The sequence below is a fragment of the Streptomyces cyaneofuscatus genome, from assembly GCF_033109485.1.
In the GTDB taxonomy this organism is placed as follows: Bacteria; Actinomycetota; Actinomycetes; order Streptomycetales; family Streptomycetaceae; genus Streptomyces; species Streptomyces cyaneofuscatus.
The window spans coordinates 1035677-1058050 of the sequence record NZ_CP137002.1 but is presented as its reverse complement, the minus strand read 5'-3'; the positions used below and the strand labels follow the sequence as shown (position 1 = coordinate 1058050).

Annotated in this window: 20 protein-coding genes; 11 read left to right on the top strand and 9 right to left on the bottom strand. The window is 73.0% G+C overall.

All coding sequences use genetic code 11. The annotated features are described in order from the left end of the window. Positions 1–61 precede the first annotated feature (61 nt). The 4 genes from R2B67_RS04345 to R2B67_RS04330 form a co-directional block, all read right to left on the bottom strand. A complete protein-coding gene (locus R2B67_RS04345; protein ID WP_317816520.1) occupies positions 62–1729 on the bottom strand; it encodes an FAD-binding oxidoreductase in 1668 nt (555 codons plus the stop codon). 185 nt (positions 1730–1914) lie between these two features. After that, a complete protein-coding gene (locus R2B67_RS04340) occupies positions 1915–3411 on the bottom strand; it encodes an FAD-dependent monooxygenase (RefSeq protein WP_317816519.1) in 1497 nt (498 codons plus the stop codon). 109 nt (positions 3412–3520) lie between these two features. Next, positions 3521–4990 carry an MFS transporter gene (locus R2B67_RS04335; protein ID WP_317816518.1) on the bottom strand — a complete coding sequence of 490 codons (1470 nt, stop codon included), beginning with the start codon at positions 4988–4990 and terminating at the stop codon, positions 3521–3523. A gap of 168 nt (positions 4991–5158) precedes the next feature. Next, positions 5159–5920: an SDR family NAD(P)-dependent oxidoreductase gene (locus tag R2B67_RS04330; protein WP_018513455.1), complete on the bottom strand. Its 762-nt coding sequence runs from the start codon at positions 5918–5920 to the stop codon at positions 5159–5161. A 133-nt stretch (positions 5921–6053) separates the two neighbouring features. Here R2B67_RS04330 and R2B67_RS04325 point away from each other — a divergent pair, with 133 nt between their 5' ends. The 9 genes from R2B67_RS04325 (at position 6054) to R2B67_RS04285 (ending at position 15917) form a co-directional block, all read left to right on the top strand. Further along, a complete protein-coding gene (locus tag R2B67_RS04325) occupies positions 6054–6710 on the top strand; it encodes a TetR/AcrR family transcriptional regulator (protein ID WP_317816517.1) in 657 nt (218 codons plus the stop codon). Between the two features lie 52 nt (positions 6711–6762). Next, on the top strand, positions 6763–7596 hold the full coding sequence (locus R2B67_RS04320; protein ID WP_237328761.1) for a M55 family metallopeptidase: 834 nt from the start codon (positions 6763–6765) through the stop codon (positions 7594–7596). Next, positions 7589–8932, top strand: coding sequence for a M20/M25/M40 family metallo-hydrolase (locus R2B67_RS04315; RefSeq protein WP_109980281.1), 1344 nt, complete (start codon positions 7589–7591; stop codon positions 8930–8932). Before R2B67_RS04320 ends, R2B67_RS04315 begins: the two co-directional genes overlap by 8 nt. Before the next feature lie 53 nt (positions 8933–8985). Continuing rightward, a complete protein-coding gene (locus R2B67_RS04310; protein WP_317816516.1) occupies positions 8986–11001 on the top strand; it encodes a prolyl oligopeptidase family serine peptidase in 2016 nt (671 codons plus the stop codon). A gap of 26 nt (positions 11002–11027) precedes the next feature. Continuing rightward, complete coding sequence (locus tag R2B67_RS04305) at positions 11028–11957, top strand: S66 peptidase family protein (RefSeq protein WP_317816515.1); 930 nt, start codon at positions 11028–11030, stop codon at positions 11955–11957. A 186-nt stretch (positions 11958–12143) separates the two neighbouring features. Further along, a complete protein-coding gene (locus tag R2B67_RS04300) occupies positions 12144–13901 on the top strand; it encodes a CocE/NonD family hydrolase (RefSeq protein WP_317824775.1) in 1758 nt (585 codons plus the stop codon). A gap of 107 nt (positions 13902–14008) precedes the next feature. Then, entirely contained in the window at positions 14009–14248 is a 240-nt protein-coding gene (locus R2B67_RS04295; RefSeq protein WP_018513448.1) for a LapA family protein, read from the top strand. 98 nt (positions 14249–14346) lie between these two features. After that, positions 14347–14979: a GNAT family N-acetyltransferase gene (locus R2B67_RS04290; protein WP_317816514.1), complete on the top strand. Its 633-nt coding sequence runs from the start codon at positions 14347–14349 to the stop codon at positions 14977–14979. Between the two features lie 41 nt (positions 14980–15020). After that, complete coding sequence (locus R2B67_RS04285; RefSeq protein ID WP_018513446.1) at positions 15021–15917, top strand: arginase family protein; 897 nt, start codon at positions 15021–15023, stop codon at positions 15915–15917. Positions 15918–15979: 62 nt separating this feature from the next. On the opposite strand, the gene R2B67_RS04280 is transcribed toward R2B67_RS04285, so the two are convergent. Continuing rightward, the gene (locus R2B67_RS04280) at positions 15980–16333 is read right to left on the bottom strand and encodes a VOC family protein (RefSeq protein WP_018513445.1); all 354 of its coding nucleotides are present in this window, start codon (positions 16331–16333) and stop codon (positions 15980–15982) included. A gap of 95 nt (positions 16334–16428) precedes the next feature. Here R2B67_RS04280 and R2B67_RS04275 point away from each other — a divergent pair, with 95 nt between their 5' ends. Then, positions 16429–16926: a GNAT family N-acetyltransferase gene (locus tag R2B67_RS04275; protein ID WP_317816513.1), complete on the top strand. Its 498-nt coding sequence runs from the start codon at positions 16429–16431 to the stop codon at positions 16924–16926. A gap of 54 nt (positions 16927–16980) precedes the next feature. On the opposite strand, the gene R2B67_RS04270 is transcribed toward R2B67_RS04275, so the two are convergent. Next, a complete protein-coding gene (locus R2B67_RS04270; RefSeq protein WP_317816512.1) occupies positions 16981–17790 on the bottom strand; it encodes a class I SAM-dependent methyltransferase in 810 nt (269 codons plus the stop codon). Between the two features lie 128 nt (positions 17791–17918). Further along, positions 17919–19424: a bifunctional phosphatase PAP2/diacylglycerol kinase family protein gene (locus tag R2B67_RS04265; RefSeq protein ID WP_317816511.1), complete on the bottom strand. Its 1506-nt coding sequence runs from the start codon at positions 19422–19424 to the stop codon at positions 17919–17921. Between the two features lie 232 nt (positions 19425–19656). Between R2B67_RS04265 and R2B67_RS04260 the strand changes: the two genes are divergently transcribed. Beyond that, a complete protein-coding gene (locus tag R2B67_RS04260; protein ID WP_317816510.1) occupies positions 19657–20862 on the top strand; it encodes an aminotransferase class I/II-fold pyridoxal phosphate-dependent enzyme in 1206 nt (401 codons plus the stop codon). Between the two features lie 75 nt (positions 20863–20937). Here R2B67_RS04260 and R2B67_RS04255 read toward each other — a convergent pair whose 3' ends face one another. Beyond that, a complete protein-coding gene (locus R2B67_RS04255; RefSeq protein ID WP_317816509.1) occupies positions 20938–21588 on the bottom strand; it encodes a DedA family protein in 651 nt (216 codons plus the stop codon). Beyond that, positions 21585–22367 carry an MBL fold metallo-hydrolase gene (locus tag R2B67_RS04250; protein WP_317816508.1) on the bottom strand — a complete coding sequence of 261 codons (783 nt, stop codon included), beginning with the start codon at positions 22365–22367 and terminating at the stop codon, positions 21585–21587. Before R2B67_RS04250 ends, R2B67_RS04255 begins: the two co-directional genes overlap by 4 nt. Positions 22368–22374: the final 7 nt, after the last annotated feature.

The following is a 22374-nucleotide window of genomic DNA, read 5'->3' as shown; positions in this document are numbered from 1 at the left end:
GCTCGCGCGCAGCGCCGGCACCGGGCCTTCCCGGGATGCGAGGGTCGAGCGGCCGGCGCCGTCAGACGGGCAGTTCGATCGACTGCGAGTGCCGGAAGATGTTCTTCGGGTCGTACTTGGCCTTGATCTGCCGCAGACGCGGGTAGTTGGCCTTGTAGTAGAGCGTCGACCAGGCCACCCCGGACTGGTTCACCTGCGGGTTGCGGATGTCGGCGTCCGGGTAGTTGATGTAGCAGCCGTCGGTCTGTGCCCCCGGTACCGGGTAGCCGCCGGTCGAGGAGAAGACGGTGGTGTAGATGTCACGGCACCAGCCGATGTGCTTGGCGTCCTCCGCGGCGTCCGACCAGAACGTCTCGAAGAGCACCTTGAAGGCGGAGTCGCGCTGCGCCGACGCGGTGGCGTCCGGCGCGACGGCGTTGATCTGCCCGCCGTAGGAGAGCAGCACCATGAGCGCCTGGTCGTTGACGTAGTCGGTGCGCGTCAGGTGCGTCCACATGGAGCCGACCTGCGCGTCCGTGAAGTTCTTCTTCATGTACGCCGACTTGTACTCGCCGCGCAGGGTCGGGTTGGTCAGCGTCGGGTTGCTCGTGCCCAGCAGCCGGACCGCGGTGAACCAGGGCAGCCGTACGGGGTGGAAGAGGTCCGGCATGGCGCTGTGCTCGCCGATGGGCTCGGTCACCGGCCGGGCCGTGGCACCGACGCCCGCGGTGATGGCCGCCAGATAGTCCTGGAGCATCTTCTCGGCGTTCGGCTCCGTGCCGTCGACGACGGTGAGCAGACCGATGTTGCCGTTGACCTTGTGGTTGGCCAGCAGGAAGCTGCACAGGCCCTTGTTGGGCGAGGTGGGCGACATGTTCGCCTCGTGCCAGGCGCCGTAGTTCTTGATCAGCCGGGTGAAGCCGGCCTTGTCGAGCTGGCTCCAGGGGATCGACACCGCGTTGACCAGGACCGTCTTCGGCGGCTTGGGCAGCACCGCCAGGCGGCTGTTGGTCGGCTTCGGGTCGCGGAACCAGTAGCGGGTGACGACGCCGAAGTTGCCGCCTCCACCGCCGGTGTGGGCCCACCACAGGTCGCGGTTGGGGTCGTTGTCGGCGCGCGTCGCGATCACGGCCTGCGCCTTGCCGGCGGCATTCACGGTGACGACCTCGACCGCGTGCAGGTAGTCGATGATCGTACCGAGCTTGCGGGACAGCAGGCCGTAGCCGCCACCGCTCACATGGCCGCCCACGCCGACGGAGAAGCACATGCCACCGGGAACGGTGACCCCGTAGACCTTGAACAGCGTCTCGTAGAGCTCGGTGAGCGTGGCGCCGGCCTCCACGGCGTACGCGTTGCGCGCCGTGTCGAAATAGACCTCGCTCATCTCCGTCATGTTGATGACGACCTTGACTTCGGGGTTGTGCACGAAGTCCGTGTAGCAGTGGCCGCCGCCCTGGATCGATATCCGCTTGCCCGCGTCCACCGCCTCCTGAACCGCGGCGACCACCTGCTCGGTGGTGGAGACGACCCGAATGTAGTCGGGGGTGCTGACCCAGCGCTGGTTCATTCCGCTGGTGAGTTCCGGATACTGGATGTCGGCCGGTTTGATGGTCACCGCGTTGAAGGTGGCGGCGGCGGATGCCGCGGCGGCGTTCGGTGCGCGGGTGATACCGGTCGCCGCCGCAATTCCCGCTCCGGCCGCGACGGTTGCGGCACTGGAAAGAACGACACGTCGCTTGACAGACTTCATGCTGATCCTTTGAGAAAGAGCGGTTTCGTGCACGAGCGCAGTCTGTTAAGTGGGGGGGCGACGGGCCGTGAACTCTCCGTTCTCCGGGTGAGAACGCACGCTCATATTGCAGCCGCCCCCGAAGGGGCGGCCAACCTCTGCCGGATACTTAGTCAAGTCGTCGAAATCGACGGGGTGCCGCTCTCCTATACGGCTCCGAACCAGCGCAGCAGCGCGGTTTCGAGGTCCCGCGCATCAGCCGTCCCGCCCTGGGCGCTCCACGCCGCATAACCGTCCGGCCGCAGCAGGACCGCCTCCGCGGGAAGCTCCTCGCCCTCGGCGGCGGCGGAGACCACATCCACCCGGTCCGCCCACGGGCGCGCCACCTCACGCAGATCCGGACGCCCCGCCGTGTCGAGGAGGAGGCCGCGCCCCGCGTGCAGCAGCGAGGCCAGGGGGACCGGGCCCCGCTCGGTCTTGAGGCGCAGGTCATGGACGAACCGGCCGGCCATCGGGTCGTCGGGCCGCCCCACGCCGTAGACGGTGCTGGTACCGCTCACCATCCCGGCGAGGTACGCGTTGACCTCCTTCATCCCCATGAGCTCGCCGAAGAGCTGCCTCAGCGCGTCGGCCGAGGGGTCCGGGTTCATCAGCGCCACCTGGGCCCGCACGTTGTACAGCACCTCGGCCGCCACCGGGTGCCGCTCGCTGTGATACGTGTCCAGCAGCTCTGCGGGCGCCCAGCCGTTCACCTCGGCGGCCAGCTTCCAGCCGAGGTTGACCGCGTCCTGAAGCCCCGTGTTCAGCCCCTGGCCCCCGGCGGGGAAATGCACATGCGCGGCGTCCCCGGCCACCAGGATCCGGCCCCGGCGGTACTCCTCCGCCTGGAGCGCGGCATCGCTGAACCGCGTCAGCCACTGCGGGGAGGACATCGCCACGCGCTGGCCGGTGATCCGCTCCGCCTCACCCCGCAACTCCTCCAGCGTGACCGGGGAGTGCCGGTCGGGGTGCGGGCCGCGGAAGTCGTACGTCCCGATCCGGCTGCGCCCGTACGGGTTGACCCAGAAGATGGTCCAGCCGCGTTCCGTACGCTGCCAGCCGGCCGGTACCCGGTGCGGCTCCGCCAGCTCCACCTCGCCCATCAGGCAGGAGATCGTCGGCAGCGTCCCGGAGAACGGGATGCCGGCCTGTTTCCGTACGGTGCTGCGCACTCCGTCGCAGCCCACCACCCATCCCGCGCGCAGCACCGACTCGCCGTCGGTACCGCGCACCGTCAGCCGGACCTCGTCGCCCGTGTCCTCGACGGCCGTGACGTCCTGGCCCCGCCGGATCTCCGCGCCGAGCTGGTGCGCGCGCCGGGCGAAGACGTTCTCCGCGTACGCCTGCGGGCTGCCCAGCATGGCGGGGAACTCCTCCACCACCGGGGCGAGGTCCAGGCCGAAGATGCCGCCGAAGTGGAAGGGCACCTGCCGGTGCGGGTGTGGCGACGCCCGGTGCGGTCCTGGCTGGACGGCCTCCAGCAGACCGCGCCGGTTCAGCGTCTGTGCGGTACGGGCGTGCAGGGTTCCGGCCTTCGACTCACCGGTCGGCGCGGGCAGCCGCTCCAGCACCGTGGTGCGTACCCCGTGCAGGGCCAGCTCCGCCGCGAGCAGCATGCCCACGGGGCCTCCGCCCACCACCGCGACATCGGTGTCCCGGACCATCTTCGTTCCCCTTTCGACGGGCGTCGCTGACGCCGGACGCGCGTGGTTGGACGGACCGCCGGTCATCGGGACGGCGGGAGGTGCCGGCTGCTTCTTCCTCGGCGCCGGCTCACGCACGGTCGGCGGGAAGGTCGTGCCTGCTCTGCCCGCGCAGCAGCAGGACGGCCGCGAGTGCGGAGACCGCGAAGACGACGCCCGCGGTGGTGAAGGCGAAGGCGTAGCCCGATGCCTCCGCCGCGGTACGGGCGGTCGCCCCACCGGTGAGGCCTGCGGTGTGCGAGGCGGCCAGGGAGGCCAGTACGGCGAGGCCGATCGTCGGTCCGGTCTCCAGCGCCGTGTTGACGACACCCCCGGCCAGACCCGACTGCTCCGCCGGAACGTCGTTGAGCATGGTGATGGTGGCGGACGAGAAGACCAGGGCGATACCGGCCGGCAGCAGCAGCAGTCCGGCGAGGACCGGGCCCGCGTACGGGCTGTGGTCGGTGAGGCGGCCGAGCAGCAGGAGACCGGCGGCGGCCAGCAGCAGCCCGGCGGCGATGACCGTCCGGGAGCCGAACCGGGCGACCAGGCGGCCGCCGAGCGGTCCGACGGCCAGCAGGACCACGGTGAACGGCAGGAACGCCGCCGAGGTGCGCAGCGGGGAGAGGTCCGCGACCTGCTGGAAGTAGAGGGAGAGCAGGAAGAACATGGTCGCCGTGCCCGCCGAGGCGATGAGCACCGCCCACAACGCGGTCGCCCGGCGCCGCGACACGAGGAAGCCCGGCGGGAGCAGCGGGTCGGCGGCCCGCCGTTCGACGAGCGCGAAGGCGGCGAGCAGGACGACGCCGAGAACGCTCGGTACCGTCACGGCGGCCGAGGTCCAGGAGGTCTCGGCCGCGTGGACCAGTCCGTAACTGAGCAGGGAGAGGCCGGCCGTGGCCAGGACGGCGCCGAGCACGTCGACCTTGCCCTCGGCCGGTGCGTCGGCGTCGCGGGGCAGCAGGCGGGGCGCCAGCAGCACGGCGGCCACCGCCACCAGCGTGGGGACGAGGAAGGTCCAGCGCCAGGAGAACCACACGATCGCGGCCCCGGAGACGAGCGTGCCGACCGCGGCCCCCAGGGGCGCCAGCGCACCCCAGACACCCATGGCCCGGGCGCGGGCCCGCGGTGCCTGGTGGAGCGAGACGGCGAGTGCCATGGCGGCGGGGGCGGCGAACGCGGCGCCCGCGCCCTGGACGAGGCGGGCCGTCAGCAGGGTCGTCACGTCCGGGGCGAAACCGCCCACGGCGGAGGCCAGGCCGAACAGCGCGGTGCCGGCGACGAAGACGCGGCGGCGTCCGTACAGGTCGGCGATACGGCCGCCGAGGAGCAGCAGACCGCCGAAGGACAGCCCGTAGGCCGCGCTGACCAGCGTCAGCTGGGCTACGGAGAGGCCCAGTTCGGTCCTGATCGTGGGCAGGGCCACGGACAGCATGGTGATCGCCAGCACCAGGACCACCTGGACGGCGGCCAGCAGCACGAACGCCTCTTGCGAACGGCCCGGTGAGGGCGGGGGCGCGACCGTGCTGGCGGCGGAGAGGGAATCGTCTGCGACAGGCATCGAACGCCTTGCTCTGAGGGGGCGGCATGGTTGCCGGCCCGTCGGTCGGGTGGACACGGCCGTCCCGGCCCGCCAGGGAACGGCGGGCCGGGACGGGTACGGCGTCGAGGCGGCCACGGGACGGAGCCGGCCTCACCTGCGGAGCAGGGGCGGGCGGAGCCGTACGGCTCAGGCGCTGGCGCCGCCGTCGGTCACCAGGTCGTGGCCGACGACGAAGCTGGACTCGTCCGAGGCCAGCCAGAGCACGGAGGCGACGATCTCGTCGGTCTCGGCGATGCGGCCGAGCGGGATGGTGCCGTTCAGCCGGGCCGCGCGGTCGGCCTCGCTCTCGCCGGGCATGAAGGTCATCGGGGTGTTGGAGGCGCCGGGGCTGACCGCGTTGATGCGGATGCCGTCCTTGATGTGGTCGAGCGCGGCGGCCCGGGTGAGGGTCGACACGGCGGCCTTGGAGGCCGCGTACGCGCCGGTGCCGGGGTAGCGCAGGTGGTAGCCGATGTTGGAGGCGGCGTTCACGATGACGCCGCCGCCGTTCTCGCGCATGTGCTGGATCTCGTACTTCATGGACAGCATGACGCCGGTCAGGTTGACGGCGATCTGGGTGTGCCACTGCTTCTCGTCGATGTCGCCGGCCGGGCCGAGCGCGGCGAAGATGCCGGCGTTGTTGTGGGCGATGTGCAGGCCGCCGTGGCGGGCGACCGTGGCGTCGACCGCCGCGCGCACGGAGTCGGCGTCGGTCACGTCGACCGTGACGGCGCTCGCGGTGCCACCCTCCTGCTCGATCAGCTTGACGGTGTGCGCGGCGTTCTCGGCGTTGAGGTCGGCGACGACGACCGTGGCGCCGCGCTCGGCGAAGGCACGGGCGCTGCGGCGGCCGATGCCGGAGCCGGCCCCGGTGACGAGCGCGACCTTGCCGTGGAACGTTGCGGACATGCGAAGTCTCCTGACGCAAAAGGGGAGGGCGGAGCACCGATGTTTCTGTGCCGCCTGACACATAAATAATGCACGGGCCTCTTCGGCAGGTCAAGAGATATATTTGATGCACGACACAGAAAGGTGGCCGGGCATGGCAGGCAGAGGCAGACCACGCGCCTTCGACCGCGACGAAGCACTGCGCAAGGCGCTCGGGGTGTTCTGGGAACGCGGCTACCAGGCCACCTCGATGAGCGATCTGACCGCCGCCATGGGCATCAACTCGCCCAGCATCTACGCGGCCTACGGATCCAAGGAGAAGCTGTTCAAGGAGGCCGTCACCCTCTACACGGAGACCGAGGGCCGCTACACCCGCCGTGCCATGGACGAGCAGCCCACCGCCCGCGAGGCCGTGACCGTGATGCTCCAGGAGAACGCCGCCGCCTACGCCGACCCGGCCACCCCGGCGGGCTGCCTCACGGTGCTCGCCGCCCCCATCCCCGTACGGGAGAACTCCTCGGTCGCCGTGCACCTCGCCCGGATGCGCGCGGAGGTCCGGGACCTGATCCGTCAGCGGGTGGACCGGGGCATCAAGGACGGTGACGTACGGCCCGACGCGGACGCACCGGCCATCGCGCTCTTCTACAGCGCCGTGCTCAACGGTCTGTCCATCCAGTCCCGCGACGGCGTGGCCCTGCCCGGACTCCAGCAGACGGTGGCCGGCGCCATGGCCGCCTGGGACACCCTGGCCGCTCCCGCCGCGCCCGCCGCAGAGCCCACCGGAGGGACCTTCGGCCAACCGGAGGGGTGACAAGGGCACCCGCCCTGGCTCAGCCCGCCGCCGGGGCGTACGGTGTGGCGGCATGAAGATCCTCATCAGCGCCGACATGGAGGGCGCCACCGGAGTGACCTGGCCGGCCGACGTGCTGCCGGGCACCCCGCAGTGGGAGCGCTGCCGGCCGATGTTCACCTCCGACGTGAACGCGGCCGCCCTCGGCTTCTACGACGGCGGCGCCGACGAGGTCCTCATCAACGAGGCCCACTGGTCGATGCGGAACCTGCTCCTGGAGCAGCTGGACGACCGGGTGCAGATGCTCACCGGCCGGCACAAGTCGCTCTCCATGGTGGAGGGCATCCAGCACGGCGACGTGGACGCGGTCGCCTTCGTCGGCTACCACACGGGAGCCGGTACGGAAGGCGTCCTCGCCCACACCTACCTCGCCAACTCCATCACCGGCGTCTGGCTCAACGGGGCCCGCGCCAGCGAGGGACTGCTCAACGCGCAGGTCGCCGCCGAGTACGGCGTCCCCGTCGTCCTCGTCACCGGCGACGACCTCACCTGCGTGGACGCCGGGGGATACGCCCCCGAGGCCCGCAAGGTCGCCGTCAAGGACTACGTATCGCGGTACGCGGCGGTGTGCCGCACCCCCGCCCGTACGGCGGCGGACATCCGCACCGCCGCGCGGGAGGCCACCGCGCTCGCCGGCCGTCAGGCGCCCGTCACCGGTGGGACGTACACCGTGGAGCTGGAGTTCGACGCCGAGCATCTGGCGGCCGCGGCGACCGTGGTGCCCGGCGTGGCGCCGAGCGGTGAGAGGCGCGTCGCCTACACCAGCGCGACGATGTACGAAGGTATTCGCACGTTCAAGGCGGTGACGACGATCGTGTCGGCCGCTGTGGAGGAACAATATGGCTGACGCCCCCGGCCCCCTCGGCCCCGTGGACGAGCAGGCCCTCGACGAAGTGGTCACGTTCACGTCCGAACTGATCCGGATCGACACCACCAACCGGGGCGGCGGCGACTGCCGGGAACGCCCGGCCGCCGAGTACACCGCCGAGCGGCTCGCGGACGCCGGCCTCGAACCGGTGATGCTGGAGCGCACCCCCGGCCGGACCAACGTGGTCGCCCGGATCCCCGGCACCGACCCGTCCGCCGACGCGCTGCTCGTCCACGGTCACCTGGACGTGGTGCCCGCCGAGCCCGCCGACTGGACCGTGCACCCCTTCTCCGGCGAGGTCCGGGACGGGGTGGTGTGGGGGCGCGGGGCCGTCGACATGAAGAACATGGACGCGATGATCCTCGCCGTCGTACGGGGCTGGGCCCGCGAAGGGTTCCGGCCGCCGCGCGACATCGTCATCGCCTACACCGCCGACGAGGAGGACAGCGCCGCCGACGGCTCCGGCTTCCTCGCCGAACAGCACCCGGAGCTCTTCGAGGGGTGCACGGAAGGCATCAGCGAGTCCGGGGCGTTCACCTTCCACGCCGGGCAGGGCCTCTCCCTCTACCCGATCGCTGCCGGCGAGCGCGGCACCGGCTGGCTGAAGCTGACCGCCGAAGGCCGGGCCGGACACGGCTCCAAGGTCAACCGGGAGAACGCGGTGACCGCCGTCGCCGCCGCCGTCGCCCGGATCGGCGAGCACGAGTGGCCCGTCCGCCTCACCCCGACCGTCCGCGCCGCCATCACCGAGATCGCCGCCCTGCACGGCATCTCCGTCGACCTGGACGACCCCGGCTTCGACGTCCCGCAGCTCCTCGCCAAGCTCGGCCCGGCCGCCTCGCTCGTCCAGAACACCATCCGCAACAGCAGCAACCCGACGATGCTGGGCGCCGGTTACAAGGTCAACGTCATCCCGGGCCACGCCACCGCCTTCATCGACGGACGGTTCGTCCCCGGCGGCGAGGACGAGTTCCACGAGACCCTGGACCGCCTCACCGGCCCTCTCGTCTCCTGGGAGTTCTACCACCGCGAGCAGTCCCTCCAGGCCCCGGTCGACTCACCCACGTACGCCAAACTCCGCGCCGCCGTCGAGACGTTCGACCCGGGCGCGCACACCGTCCCGTACTGCATGTCGGGCGGCACCGACGCCAAGCAGTTCGCCAAGCTCGGCATCACCGGCTACGGCTTCTCGCCGCTCAAGCTGCCCCCGGGGATCGACTACCAGGCGCTCTTCCACGGCGTCGACGAGCGCGTCCCCGTCGACGCCCTCCACTTCGGCGTCCGCGTCCTCGACCACTACCTGCGCACCGCCTGACCAGCAGTGTCCTGACCCGTAACGCCCGACCGGACCCTGGGGGGACCTCCACCGTGAACACCGTGCCCGAAGCCCCGTACGGCTCCTGGCCGTCGCCGATCGACGCGGCCCTCGCCGCCTCGCACGACGGCCGCCCCGACCACCTCGGAACCGTCGGCGACGAGGTGTGGTGGACCGAGCCGCGCCCGGCCGAGGGCGGCCGCCGCGCCCTGGTGCGCCGCCGCCCGGACGGCACCACGGAGCCCGTGCTGCCCGCCCCGTGGAACCCGCGCAGCCGGGTGATCGAGTACGGCGGACAGCCCTGGGCCGGGGCGGTGCGCGAGGAGGGCGGGCCGCTCGTCGTCTTCGTCCACTTCCCGGACCAGCGGCTGTACGCCTACGCCCCCGACGGGCCGGACGCGCCCCGGCCGCTCACCCCGCTCTCGGACGTCGGCGGCGGGCTGCGCTGGGTGGACCCGCAGGTCCACCTGGACCGCGGCGAGCAGGGCGAAGTGTGGTGCGTGCTGGAGGAGTTCACCGGTCCCGGGCCCACCGACGTACGCCGGGTGATCGCCGCCGTACCGCTGGACGGCTCCGCCGCCGAGGACCGCTCCGCCGTACGGGAACTCTCCGACGGCGGCCACCGGTTCGTCACCGGACCCCGTGTCTCGCACGACGGGCGGCGGGCCGCCTGGATCGCCTGGGACCACCCCCGGATGCCGTGGGACGGCACGGTGGTGATGCTGGCGGAGATCACCGAGACCGGTGAATTCACCGGTGTACGGCCCCTGGTGGGCGATGTCGACGAGTCGGTGTGCCAGATCGAGTGGGACCGCGACGGCAGCCTCCTGTTCGTCTCCGACCTCGCCGGCTGGTGGGAGCTCCAGCGCATCCGCCCCGACGCCGTCGCCGGGGGAGCGGTGCCCAGCAGCCGGCTTCTGCCGCCCCGGGGCGAGGAGTTCGGCGGGCCGCTGTGGAAGATCGGGCTGCGCTGGTTCCACCCGCTGGAGAACGGGCTCGTCGCCGTCCTGCACGGGCGGGGCTCCCAGCGGCTCGGCATCCTCGACCCGGAGACCGGCGAACTCGCCGACGTGCCCGGGCGCTGGACCACCTGGGCCGACACCCTCGCCGTGCACGGCAGCCGGGTCGTCGGCGTCGCGGCGAGCCCGCGCACCGGCTACGAGGTCGTGGAGCTGGACACGGCGACCGGACGCACCCGCGTCATCGGATCGGCCCACCACGACGCCGTCGACCCGGCCTACCTCCCCGTACCGGAGGACCGGACGTTCACGGGCCCCGACGGCCGCGAGATCCACGCCCACATCTATCCGCCGCACAGCCCCGAACGCACCGGGCCCGAGGGCGAGGCGCCCCCGTACCTCGTCGCGGCGCACGGCGGACCCACCGGCCACACGCCGCTCGTCCTCGACCTGGAGCTCGCCTACTTCACCTCGCGCGGCATCGGGGTCGCCGTCGTCAACTACGGGGGCTCCACCGGCTACGGCCGCCGCTACCGCGAACGGCTCCGCGAACAGTGGGGAGTCGTCGACGTGGCGGACTGCGCGGCCGTCGCCGACGCCCTGGTCGCCGAGGGCGCGGCCGACCCCCGCCGGCTCGCGGTCCGGGGCGGCAGCGCGGGCGGCTGGACCACCGCGGCCTCGCTCGTCTCCACCGACCGCTACGCCTGCGGCACGATCCTCTACCCGGTCCTGGACCTGGAGGGCTGGTCGACGGAGGGCACGCACGACTTCGAGTCGCAGTACCTGGAGTCCCTGATCGGACCGGCCGCCGAGGTGCCCGAGCGCTACCGCGAACGCGCGCCGATCAACGGCACCGACCGGCTCACCGCGCCGTTCCTGCTGCTCCAGGGGCTGGACGACCTGGTCTGCCCGCCCGCCCAGTGCGAACGGTTCCTGGCCGCCGTCGCGGGGCGGGGCGTGCCGCACGCGTACATCACCTTCGAGGGGGAGGGGCACGGGTTCCGGCGGGCGGAGACCCTGATCCGGGCGCTGGAGGCCGAACTCTCCCTCTACGTACAGACATTCGGTATCGACCGGAGCGATGTGTCGCCCCTGGAGCTGAGGAAGTGACGTCGGTTCCTTCGCCGTTGGCCCCCTTGACCCGTCCGTCCCGGCTGCGCCCGGGCGCGCGGGTCGCCGTCGTCGCTCCCAGCGGCCCCGTCCCCGCCGACCGGCTGGAGGCGGGGCTCGGGGTGCTACGCGGCTGGGGCCTGGAACCCGTCGTGGCGCCTCATGTCCTCGACGTCCACCCGGAGTTGGACTACCTGGCGGGGGCCGACGCGGACCGGGCGGCCGATCTCCAGGCGGCCTGGTGCGATCCGTCCGTGGACGCCGTGTTCTGTGCCCGGGGCGGGTACGGGGCACACCGGATGGTGGACCTGCTCGACTGGGCGGCGATCCGGGCGGCCGGGCCCAAGGTGTTCGTCGGCTACAGCGACATCACCGTGCTGCACGAGGCGTTCGCCCTGCGGGCCGGATACGCCACCCTGCACGGCCCGATGGTCGCCACCGAGGCGTTCCTGAAGGACGCGGCCACCCGGGCACACCTCCGCGCCACCCTCTTCGAGCCGGAGACGGTCCTGACCATCGGCCTGGACACGGCCGCCGTCCTGGTCCCCGGGCAGGCCCGGGGCATCCTGTACGGGGGCTGCGTCAGCCTGCTCGCCGCCACCGCCGGCACCCCGCACGCCCGGACCGGCGCCCGGGGCGGACTCCTCGTCATCGAGGACACCGGGGAGGAGCCCTACCGCCTCGACGGCATCCTCACCCGGCTGCTGCGCTCCGGCGCCCTGGAGGGACTGTCCGGGGTGGTCTGCGGCTCCTGGCAGGAGTGCGGACCGTACGAGAAGATCCGCGCGGTGCTGGCCGACCGGTTCGGCCCGCTGGGGATACCCGTGATCGAGGAGCTGGGGTTCGGTCACGGACCGACCGCGCTGACGGTCCCGCTGGGGGTGCCCGCGATGCTCGACGCCCCTGCGGACGGCGGCCGTTGCACGCTGACCGTCCAGACCCCCGCGCTCCTCTAGAGGCCCTGGGCCCGGGCACGTCAGATCCGTCCTCCCGGGCATCCTTATGTGAAGGTCCGTCAACAACCGCTGTCCTGAGCGTTGACACGGCTATGACACGTGTCACAGCATGAGCGCGGCCCAATACTTACCGGTCGGTAAGGTGTCCTCGGTGTGGAGGTCTTCGTGTCAGGTGCTGTTCTCCGCTTGCGCCACCCGCTCGTCGCGGTCGCGGGCGCTGCCCTCGCCGCCCCCCTCGTGCTCTCCGGCCCGGCCCACGCCGAAGCCGCCCCGTACACCGTCACCCCGCTGAAGTTCACCGTCCAGGCGGGCGGCCGCTCCTGTGTGGTCGACGCCGATCTCTACCGCCCCGCAGGTGTCGACGCGGAGAGCCCCGCCCCCGCCGTCCTCGCCACCAACGGCTTCGGCGGCTCCAAGTCCGACGGGTCCACCGACGCCATCGGCAAGGCCGTCGCCGCCCGGGGCTATGTCGGCCTCGTCTACTCCGGCCTCGGCTTCGGCAGGTCCGGCTGCCTGATCACCCTGGACGACCCCGCCATCGACGGAAAGGCCGCGAGCGGGCTCCTCGACTTCCTCGGCGGCACCCGGGCGGCCGACGACGGCACCCGCGCGGACTACGTCGTCCAGGACGGCGAGGGCGACCCGCGCGTCGGCATGATCGGCGGCTCCTACGGCGGCGCCATCCAGCTCGCCACCGCCTCCACCGACCCCCGCGTCGACGCCCTCGTCCCCCTCATCACCTGGAACGACCTCGCCTACGCGCTCGCCCCCACCAACACCGGGGCGCGCACCGGCGTCACCTCCGACACCCCCGGTGTCTTCAAGTGGCAGTGGACCAACGGGTTCTACCTGATCGGCGAGGGCCAGCCGCTCCTCAACCCGAGCCTGGACCCCTCCCGCTTCAACCGGCTGGACTGCCTGCACTTCGCCGCCCAGGCCTGCGAGACCATCCGCCTCCTCAACTCCGGCCGCTACCCGGCCGACAAGACCGAGGCGATGCTCGCCTACGCCCGCAGCGTCTCGCCCGTCTCCTACCTCGACCGGGTCAAGGCCCCCACCCTGATCGTCCAGGGCCAGGCCGACAGCCTCTTCAACCTCAACGAGGCCACCGCCACCTACAAGACCCTCAAGGCGCAGGGCACCACCGCCAAGATGATCTGGCAGTCCTGGGGCCACAGCGGCGGCCAGGTCCCCGGCGAACTCGACCTGAGCGAAGGCAATCTGGAGACCAGCTACGTCGGGCAACGGGTCCTCGCCTGGTTCGACCGGTACCTCCAGAAGAAGACGGACACCGACACCGGACCCGAGTTCGCCTACTACCGCTCCTGGCAGGACGGCTACGGTACGGCGGCCGAACTGCCCGCCCTGTCGCAGAAGATGTACCTCTCCGGCGACGGCAAGCTCGTCGACAACCGCTCCAAGGTGGCCCGCGGCAGCCGCCAGTACACCAACTGGCTCGTGCCGACGAGCCATTCGGAGAGCTCGATCGCCCCGCTGATCGGACTGCCCGACCCGAAGCCGTACGACACCAAGGGCACCTACCTCGGCTGGCGCAGCGCCCCGCTCACCGCACCCCTCGATGTGGTCGGCGCCCCGAAGGCCACCCTGAAGGTCGTGTCGCCGAAGGCGGAGCGGGTCCAGAACAGCGGGGACGCCTCCGACAAGCTGGTCCTCTTCGCCAAGGTGTACGACGTGGCCCCCGACGGCACCAGGAAGCTGGTGAACCGCCTCGTCTCACCGGTCAGGGTGCCCGATGTCACCCGGCCCTTCACGGTGGAGCTGCCCGGCATCGTCCACCGGTACGAGAAGGGGCACCGGCTGGAGTTCGTGATCGCCGCCAGCGACACCGCGTACTTCGGCAACCGGGGCATCAAGCCCGTCACCGTGGTCAGCGCCCCCGAGGACACGGGTGTGCTGGAGCTCCCGGTGGTTCCGGCCGGCTGACCGCCGCCCTTCCGCGTTCACCCGAACGGCCGAACATCACCGCCCTCCGGACCCGGCGACGCCCCATGCTGGGGAACCCCGGGGGGCGGAGGCGGAAGGACCGGACCATGAGTCCCAAGGACGTGTCGAGCGACGGCAGGCGTGGCACCGGGCTGTGGACCCCGGGGCGCATCGCCGTCGCGGTGCTGGTCGCCCTGGTCATCGTGTTCATCTGCGTGAACACCCAGAAGGTCACCATCCGGGTGATCGTCCCCGAAGTGACCATGCCGCTCTGGCTGGCCCTGCTCGCGATGTTCCTGATCGGGCTGGTCTGCGGCGGCTACCTGTTCCGCCGCAAGGGCAAGTGACGCCGGGGGCCGACGGGACCGTCCGCCCCGCCGTCACTTCCCGCCAGCCCCCGGCACCCCTCCCCGCCGGCCGCCCGTACCCGTCGTACGCTGGGACGATGCCCGATCCCGACGCTCACCCGACGCCGACCGCCCCGTACCTCGCCGAAGGCCCGCGAACGGCCCTGCGCCGCTTCACCGAGGCCGACGCGGCGGAGTTCACGGCCCGCGCCCGGGAGAGCCGCGCCCACCACCGCCCATGGCTCTTCCCGCCGGAGCGGACCGACACCTACGCCGCGTACGCCGACACCCTCGCCCGCGACCCGGCCCGCGAGGGGTTCCTCGTCTGCGAGCGCGGCGAGCTGGGTGCGGTGGGCGAGGTGGGCGAGAGGCGTCCGGACGGGGCCGTCACCGGGGCCGTCACCGGGACCATCGCCGGGTTCATCAACATCAACAACATCGTCCTCGGCGGCTTCCGCTGCGGCGCCCTCGGTTACGGGGCCTTCGCCCACGCGGCCGGGCGCGGCCTGATGGGCGAGGCGCTCGGCCTCGTCATGGACCTGGCCTTCGGACCGCTCGGCCTGCACCGCCTGGAGGCCAACATCCAGCCCGGCAACGCGGCCTCCATCGCCCTGGTCCGGCGGGCCGGATTCCGCCTGGAGGGGTTCTCGCCCGACTTCCTCCACATCGACGGCGCCTGGCGCGACCACGAACGCTGGGCGATCACGGCACCGGCCACCCACGCCCCGTAACCCCCTTGAGGGTGTGCGCAACGGCGGCGAGGATGGACCGCATGCGTACCATCGTGGTCCTCGACGCCCCCTCGAACCTGGGCCTGCGGCCCCCCGCCCCCGGCACCGTCCCAGGCTGCTACAAGCTGGCGGGAGCCCTGCGCGAGCAGCGGATCGTGCAGCGCATCGGCGCGCTGGAAGGCGGGGTCGTGGTGCCGCCCCGCTACGACCGAGGCGACTGGCAGGCGGGCGACGGGGTCTTCAACGCCGCCGCTATCGCCCGGTACACCCGCACCCTCGCCGACCGCATCGAAGGACACGTGCGGGCGGGGGAGTTCGCCCTGGTCCTCGGCGGTGACTGCTCCATCCAGCTCGGCGCCGCCCTCGCCCTGCGCCGCCTCGGCCGGTACGGGCTCGCCGCCGTCGACGGGTCCGCCGACTTCCGGCACGTGGGCAACGCCGACCATGTCGGGGCCGCCGGCGGCGAGGAGCTGGCCATCGCCACCGGGCGCGGCCAGGCGGACCTCAGCGACCTCGAAGGGCTCCGGCCCTACCTCAAGGACGAGGACGTCCGCCTCTTCGGCATGCGGGACGAGGACGAGGACCAGGCCGAGCTGGCCGCGCTGAAGATCCCTCACGCGACCGTCGGTCAGATCCGCGAGTGGGGCGCCGCCGAGCTCGCGCGGGCCACCGTGGAGAGCCTGGAGACCCCCGCACTCGACGGCTACTGGGTCCACCTGGACGCCGACGTCCTCGACCCGAGCGTCATGCCCGCCGTCGACAGCCCCGACGACGGCGGGCTGCTGCCCGACGAACTCGCCCCGCTGCTCCGGACGTTGGTCTCATCGCCGCGCTGCGTCGGGCTCAACGTCACGATCTACGACCCCGACCTCGACCCGGACGGCACCGCGGGCGCCCTGCTCGCCGACCTGGTCGTCGGAGCGCTGGCCCCGGCCTGAGGCACGGGCCTGAGGCACCGGCCTGACGCACCGGCCTGAGGCGGCCGCCCCGGGCCGGTAGGTCAGACCGTCACATTCCGGTCCACGTACTCGAAGACCGAGCCGTCCGGGTGCAGCGCGATCAGATTGCGGCCCGCCGGGGTCGGCACCGGCCCCGCCACGATCCGGGCGCCCGCCCGGGTCAGCGCCGCGTTCGCCTCGTCGACGTCCTTCACGGCGATGGTCGCGCTCACCTTCCGCAGCACCTCCAGCTCCGACTCGGGCCCGCTCATCAGCAGGAAGCAGCCGATCGCGGCGACCGACACCCCGCCGCGCTCGAAGCGCTGGGCCGGGGTGCCGGTCAGCCCCTGGTAGAAGGCGACCGAGGACTCCAGGTCGTCGACGCAGATACGCAGCGTGGTTCCGAGGATCTCCATGCGTACGAGGGTAGTTGGCGTCCGCCACGCGTGTGATCGATTCGGTCCGCCGGAATTCGGTTGCCGGGGCGGTGGTGCGGTGCGAGGGTCGCGCCATGGAACGACGTACCCCATCGGCCGTGACCGTGCGGCCCTACCGGTCCGAGGACTGGGACGCCATCGCCCGCATCCACGACACCGCGCGCCTGGGCGAGCTGCGCAGTTCGGTCGGTGTGGAGGCCTTCCTCACGCTCGCGGAGACGCATGAGGAGGAGGGGCTGTTCGACGGTGACCTGTGGGTGGCGGAGGTGGCCGACGGGGCGGGACCGGAGCCGGTGGTGGCCGGTTTCGCCGCGTTCGCGGACGCCGAGCTGACCTGGCTGTACGTCGACCCCGCGCGCCAGCGGCAGGGCATCGGGCGGGTCCTGCTGGGCCATGTGCTGGAGGCCGACGACTCCGCCCGGATCGAGTTGACGGTTCTGGCCGGGAACGACAACGCCCGCGCCCTCTACGAGAGCGCGGGGTTCGTGGTCATCGAGACGAAGACCGGGAAGCTCGCCGGGAACGAACGGTTCGCGGCGACCGGGCACATCATGGAGTGGCACCGGCCCTGAGGTCCGTACCGTACCGGCCCTGGAGTTCGCGTCGCCTCGTACCGCCTCCGCCGGTCACCCCCGGCAGAGCACCTCGCCGTGCGGCACCATGAACCAGCCGTCGGCCTCCTCGCCCCAGCCGCGCCACGTGGCCGCGATGGCCGTCAGCTGGTCGGTGCTCGCATGGCCGCCCTGGACCGCCAGTTCGGCGTAGACCGAGGCCGTCGTACGGTCCGCCCACAGCCCGCTCCACCAGGTGCGGGTCTCCGGGGTGGCGAAACACCAGGCGGCGGCGGTCGGGGTGATGTCGGTGAACCCGGCCTGCCGCGCCCAGGAGACCAGCATCCGCCCGGCGTCCGGCTCGCCCCCGTTGGCGCGGGCCACCCGGCGGTACACCTCCTGCCACTCCGCGAGCCCCGGCGTCTCGGGGTACCAGGCCATCGCCGCGTAGTCGCTGTCGCGCGCCGCGACCACCCCGCCGGGCCGGCAGACGCGCCGCATCTCGCGCAGCGCCTGCACCGGGTCGCCCACGTGCTGGAGGACCTGGTGGGCGTGGACGACGTCGAAGGAGTCGTCGGGGAAGTCCAGGGCGTGGACGTCGGCGACCGCGAACTCGACGTTGTCCAGCCCGCGTTCGGCCGCCACCGCGGCCGCCTGCTCCAGGATGCCGGGGCCGGTGTCGACGGCCGTGACCCGCCCCGGCGCGACCAGCGCGGCCACGTCCGCGGTGATGGTGCCCGGACCGCAGCCGACATCCAGGACCGCCATGCCGGGCCGGAGTTCACCGAGCAGGTAGCCCGCCGAGTTGGCGGCGGTCCGCCAGCGGTGCGAGCGCAGCACCGACTCATGGTGGCCGTGGGTGTAGACGGCGGTCTCTTTCGGCATGACGGCGTCCTTTCTCGGTACGGCGGTTGCGCACTACGGCCACCGTACGCCGCCATGTCGGATGGTGAGATGGACGTCTCGGGATGCGGACAGGGGGTGGAGGGCGGGTGTGGGCGGCGGGTGTGTCGCTACACCGGCATCGGGCAGTAGACCGTCAGCGCCTCCGGCAGCTTGTCGATCAGCAACTCGGTTCCGGAGTGCGCCACTTCACCGTCGTACGCGTACGGAGTCCCCGGTGCCAGCCCGGCGATCCGCACCCTTCGCCGCCGCACCGCCGCGTGCGCGGGGGAGCGGGTCAGGGGTCCGGCCACCGCCGCCGCCAGCATCCGCAGCCCCGGGCCCCGGCCGCCGTGCACCACCCGCACGTCCAGCAGCCCGTCCGCCAGGTTGTGGCGCCGGCCGGGCGCCGGGCCGACCCGCTGGAAGAGGCCGTTGCCGACGAAGAGCAGCCACAACGGGCGCCTGCGGCCCTGGAGTTCGGCCTCCAGGGGGCGCTGGCCACGCAGTACGTGGAGGGCGGCGAGCACCCCGGCCGGCCAGCCGCCGATCCGGGGCGACCAGTGCTCCCGGGTCCGTACGAGCTCCGGATAGGCGCCCAGGCTGAAGGCGTTGAGGAAGTAGCCGTCCGCTCCCTCGGGCCCGTTCGGGCCGGGGCGGAACCTGCCGAGGTCGACCTGTATGGCATCGCCCGCCGTGAGCGCCGCCGCCGCTTCCTGGACCGTCTCGATGCCCAGGTCGTAGGCGAAGTGGTTGAGGGTCCCGCCGGGGAAGACGGCCAGCGGCATCCCGTGCGTCGCCGCGACGGAGGCCGCCAGATTCACCGTGCCGTCGCCCCCGCACACCCCCAGGGCCTGGCCCCGGCCCGCCGCCTTCTCCATGGCGGTGGACAGGTCGGCGGGCGCGCATTCGACCACCTCGGCGAGCGGCAGCGCCTCGCGCACCATCGAAGCGGTCGCCGTGGCCGTGCCGGAAGCCTCGTTCACCACCACCACGAGCCCTTTGCCGCGGGGCAGCGCGGGCGCCTCACCGGGCGGGCGGCCGGGCGCCGGGAGCTGGCCCCGGGTGGGGACGACCCCGCGCAGGGCGAACGCGGCTCCCACGCCGAGGGCGGCCCCGGCCAGGACATCGCTCGGATAGTGGACCCCCGTGTAGACGCGGGAGGCGGCCACCGCCACAGCCACGGGGGCGACGACCGCGCCCCAGCCCTTCGACTCCAGGGCGACCCCGGTGGCGAAGGCCGCGGCGGAGGCCGCGTGGCCGGAGGGGAAGGAGGTGGTGATCGGCTGCCGCTTCAGCTGCCGCATGACCGGCACCTGATCGAGTATCGGCCGCTGCCGGCGGATCGCGCCCTTGCCGACGGTGTTGATCGCCGCCGAGGCGACGGCCAGCGACGCCACTCCGCGCAGCGCGGCCCGGCGGGAGCGCGCGCTGGAGCCGAGGGCCGCGATGCCGATCGCCGTCCCGAACCAGAGCAGCCCGTGGTTGGCGCTCCGGCTCAGCTGGGGCAGCAGCGGGTCGGCGCCCGGCCAGTGCCGGTCGGCGACGCTGTGGAAGACGGAGAGGTCCCGTCCTTGCAACCAGTTCCGCACCCGTCCCACGGCGGGGGAGGAGGACGAGGTGTTCGGTGACGACATGGGCGACATGGCTCAGCGGATACCCGGCTTCGGGCCGATGAACCAGCAGGCGCGCCGAGAGCCGCACCACGTTCCACCGACCACTGGCACAACGGCCCAAGGCTCGCCCGGCTGCGCAGTTGGGCGGGCGGCCCGCTCCGAACCTCCGTATAAAGGGCCCAGAGAGTGCCCCCGGAGCCGTGGCAGAGCGGCGGTGGCACCGGAGCCGTCGGAGCCAGCGGAGGAGGCCGGAGTGCACGAGGACCACGGGCCCGTCCGCTACGGGCCGCCCGCCCCCGACCCCGGCCTCCCGGCCCTCCCCGAGCTGGCCGCCGTCCTCGCCGCCGCGGCCGACCGCACCCGCCCCGAGCCGCCCGGCGGCGGCCGCGCCCTGCGCGAGGCGGCCTGCGGCTACTGGGACCGGCGCGGGCTGCACGGCGGCCCGGAGAACATCGTGGCCGCCCCCGGCGACCAGCCGCTCCTCCTCGCCCTGATCGCCGCGCACGGCGGCGACGTCCTCATGCCCCGCCCCAGCCCGGCCACCTGGATGCCGCAGGCCCGGCTGCTCGGCCGGCCCGCCTACCAGGTGCCGACGCCCGCCGAGTGCGGGGGCGTACCCGACCCGTACGCCCTGCTGGAGACCGTGCGCCGGGTACGGGCCGAGGGCGGCCGGCCGAAACTGCTCGTGCTCTCCGTCGCCGATGACCCCACCGCCACCGTCGCCCCGCCCGAGCTGGTGAGGGAGGCCTGTGAGGCGGCGGTCGGCGAGGGCATGCACATCATCAGCGACGAGACCTGGCGCGACACCGTGCACCGGCCCCGCGACACCGTCCTGCTCAGCCCCGCCGAGATGTGCCCCGACGACGTCACCGTCATCAGCGACCTCTGCGGCGCCTTCACCCCCGCCGCCTGGCCGGTCGCCGTCGCCCGCTTCCCGGAGACCGCGCGAGGGGCCGTACGCCGGGCCCGCACGCTCGACATCCTGACCGCGCTCGGCGCCCTGGTCGCCGGCCCGCTCGCGCCCGCCGCCGCCCACGCCCTCGGCGAGCCGGAGGCCGTACGGGAGCGCATCCGGCAGACCGCCGGGCTCCAGGCCCACGTGGCCGCCGCCGCCCACCGCGCGGTCCTCTCCGCCGGTGCCCTGGCCCGGCCCCCGCAGGCGGGCCGCCACCTCTACGCGGACCTCGGCCCGCTCCGCGCCCGGCTGGCGGAGCTGGACGTCACGGACTCCATGGAGCTGGAGGAGTACCTCACCGACCGGCTCGGCGCCCCGGCCCCGGGCGGCCACCGCTTCGGGGACGAGCTGGGAGCGCTCCGCGTACGGCTGGGAACCGGGCCGCTGCTGGGGGCGACGCCCGAGGAGCAGCGGGAGTCCCTCACGGCGGCGGAACCGCTGGAGCTGCCGCACGTGGAGCGGGCGCTGACCACGTTCGCGGCGGCCTTCGGCGAGCTGCGGTGAGGTGAGCTGCGGTGAGGTGAGCCGCGGTGAGGTGAGCCGCGGTGAGGTGAGCCGCCGGGGCCGCGGGCGGGGGCCTCAGCCCGTCGCGTCGCCCGTGCCGTGGCCGAACCGCGCCCGCAGCTTCCGCCACACCGCCGGAGCCGCGCTGATCACCACGGTCAGCGCCACCGCCGCCACCACGCCCTGCCACGGCTCCGGGAAGAGCGAACCGCCCAGGATCCCGATCAGCTGGTAGGTCGCCGCCCACGCCAGACACGCCGGCACATCGCCCCGGGCGAACGTCTTGAGCGGCATCTTCCCCAGCAGGCAGGCCAGCATCACCGGGATCCGCCCGGCCGGCACCAGCCGGGACAGGATCAGCACCGTCCCGCCGTGCTCCTCCAGCTTCTCCTGCGCCTGCTTGAGCCGCTCCGGCGCCGCCCGGCGGGTGAGCGCCGCCAGCCACTTCGACCCGTGCTCCGAGCGCACCCCGCGCTGACCGAGCCAGTACAGACAGATATCGCCCAGGAACGCCGCCCCCGAGGCCACCGCGAACACGAAGAGCAGCGAGAACGGCGACGCCTGGTGGAACGCCACCACCGCCGCCGAACTCACCAACGCCCCCGTGGGGATCACCGGCACCAGCGACCCCAGCGCCACCAGGAGGAACAGCGTCGGATAGCCCACCGCCTGCTGGGTCGACTCGGTGGGCAGCGCCCCCACCACCGTTTCGAGCTCCGGGATCACCGGGCGGCCTCCGGCCGGACCCGCTCGCCGTGCGCCAGCAGGTGCACCGCCACCTCGGGCGCCCGGATACCCGCCTGCCGGACGAACTCGTCGCCCGGCCCGTGGAACTCGTGCGGCCGCACCCCGTCCAGCCCGATCGGCCAGTACGTGCCGAAGTGCACCGGCACCGCCGAGCGCGGCTCCAGCAGGGTCAGCGCCTCGGCGGCGCGGGACGGGTCGAGGTGGCCGTGCCCGAGGTACGGGCCCCAGCCGCCCACCGGCAGCAGCGCCACATCCACCGTGCCCACAGCCTCCGCCATCTCGTCGTAGAGCCCGGTGTCCCCGGCGAAGTACGTCCGCGCCTCGCCCTCGACCACGTAACCGAGCGCGGGCACCTTGTGCGGCCCGACCGGCAGCCGCCGCCCGTCGTGGAGCGCCGGAACCGCCCGGACCCGCACCTCGCCGATCCGGACCGTCTCGCCCGCCCGCACCTCGGTGACGGTCAGCCGCCGCCTCCGGAGCAGCGTGCGCAGCCCGGGCACGGCCGCGACCGCGCCGCTCGGCACGACCAGCCGGGTGCCCTCGGCCAGCCGGGACAGCGACGGCAGATGCAGATGGTCGGAGTGCAGATGCGAGACCAGCACCACGTCGGCGAGCGCGGCCTGCGGCGGCGGCACGTCGCCCCGGCGGCGGCGCAGATGCGCGAAGCGCCGTACGAACAGGGGGTCGGTCAGCACCCGTACCCCGGAGTCCTCGATCGTGCAGGTGGCATGACCCCACCAGGTGACCTCCACCGGCACGTCCCGC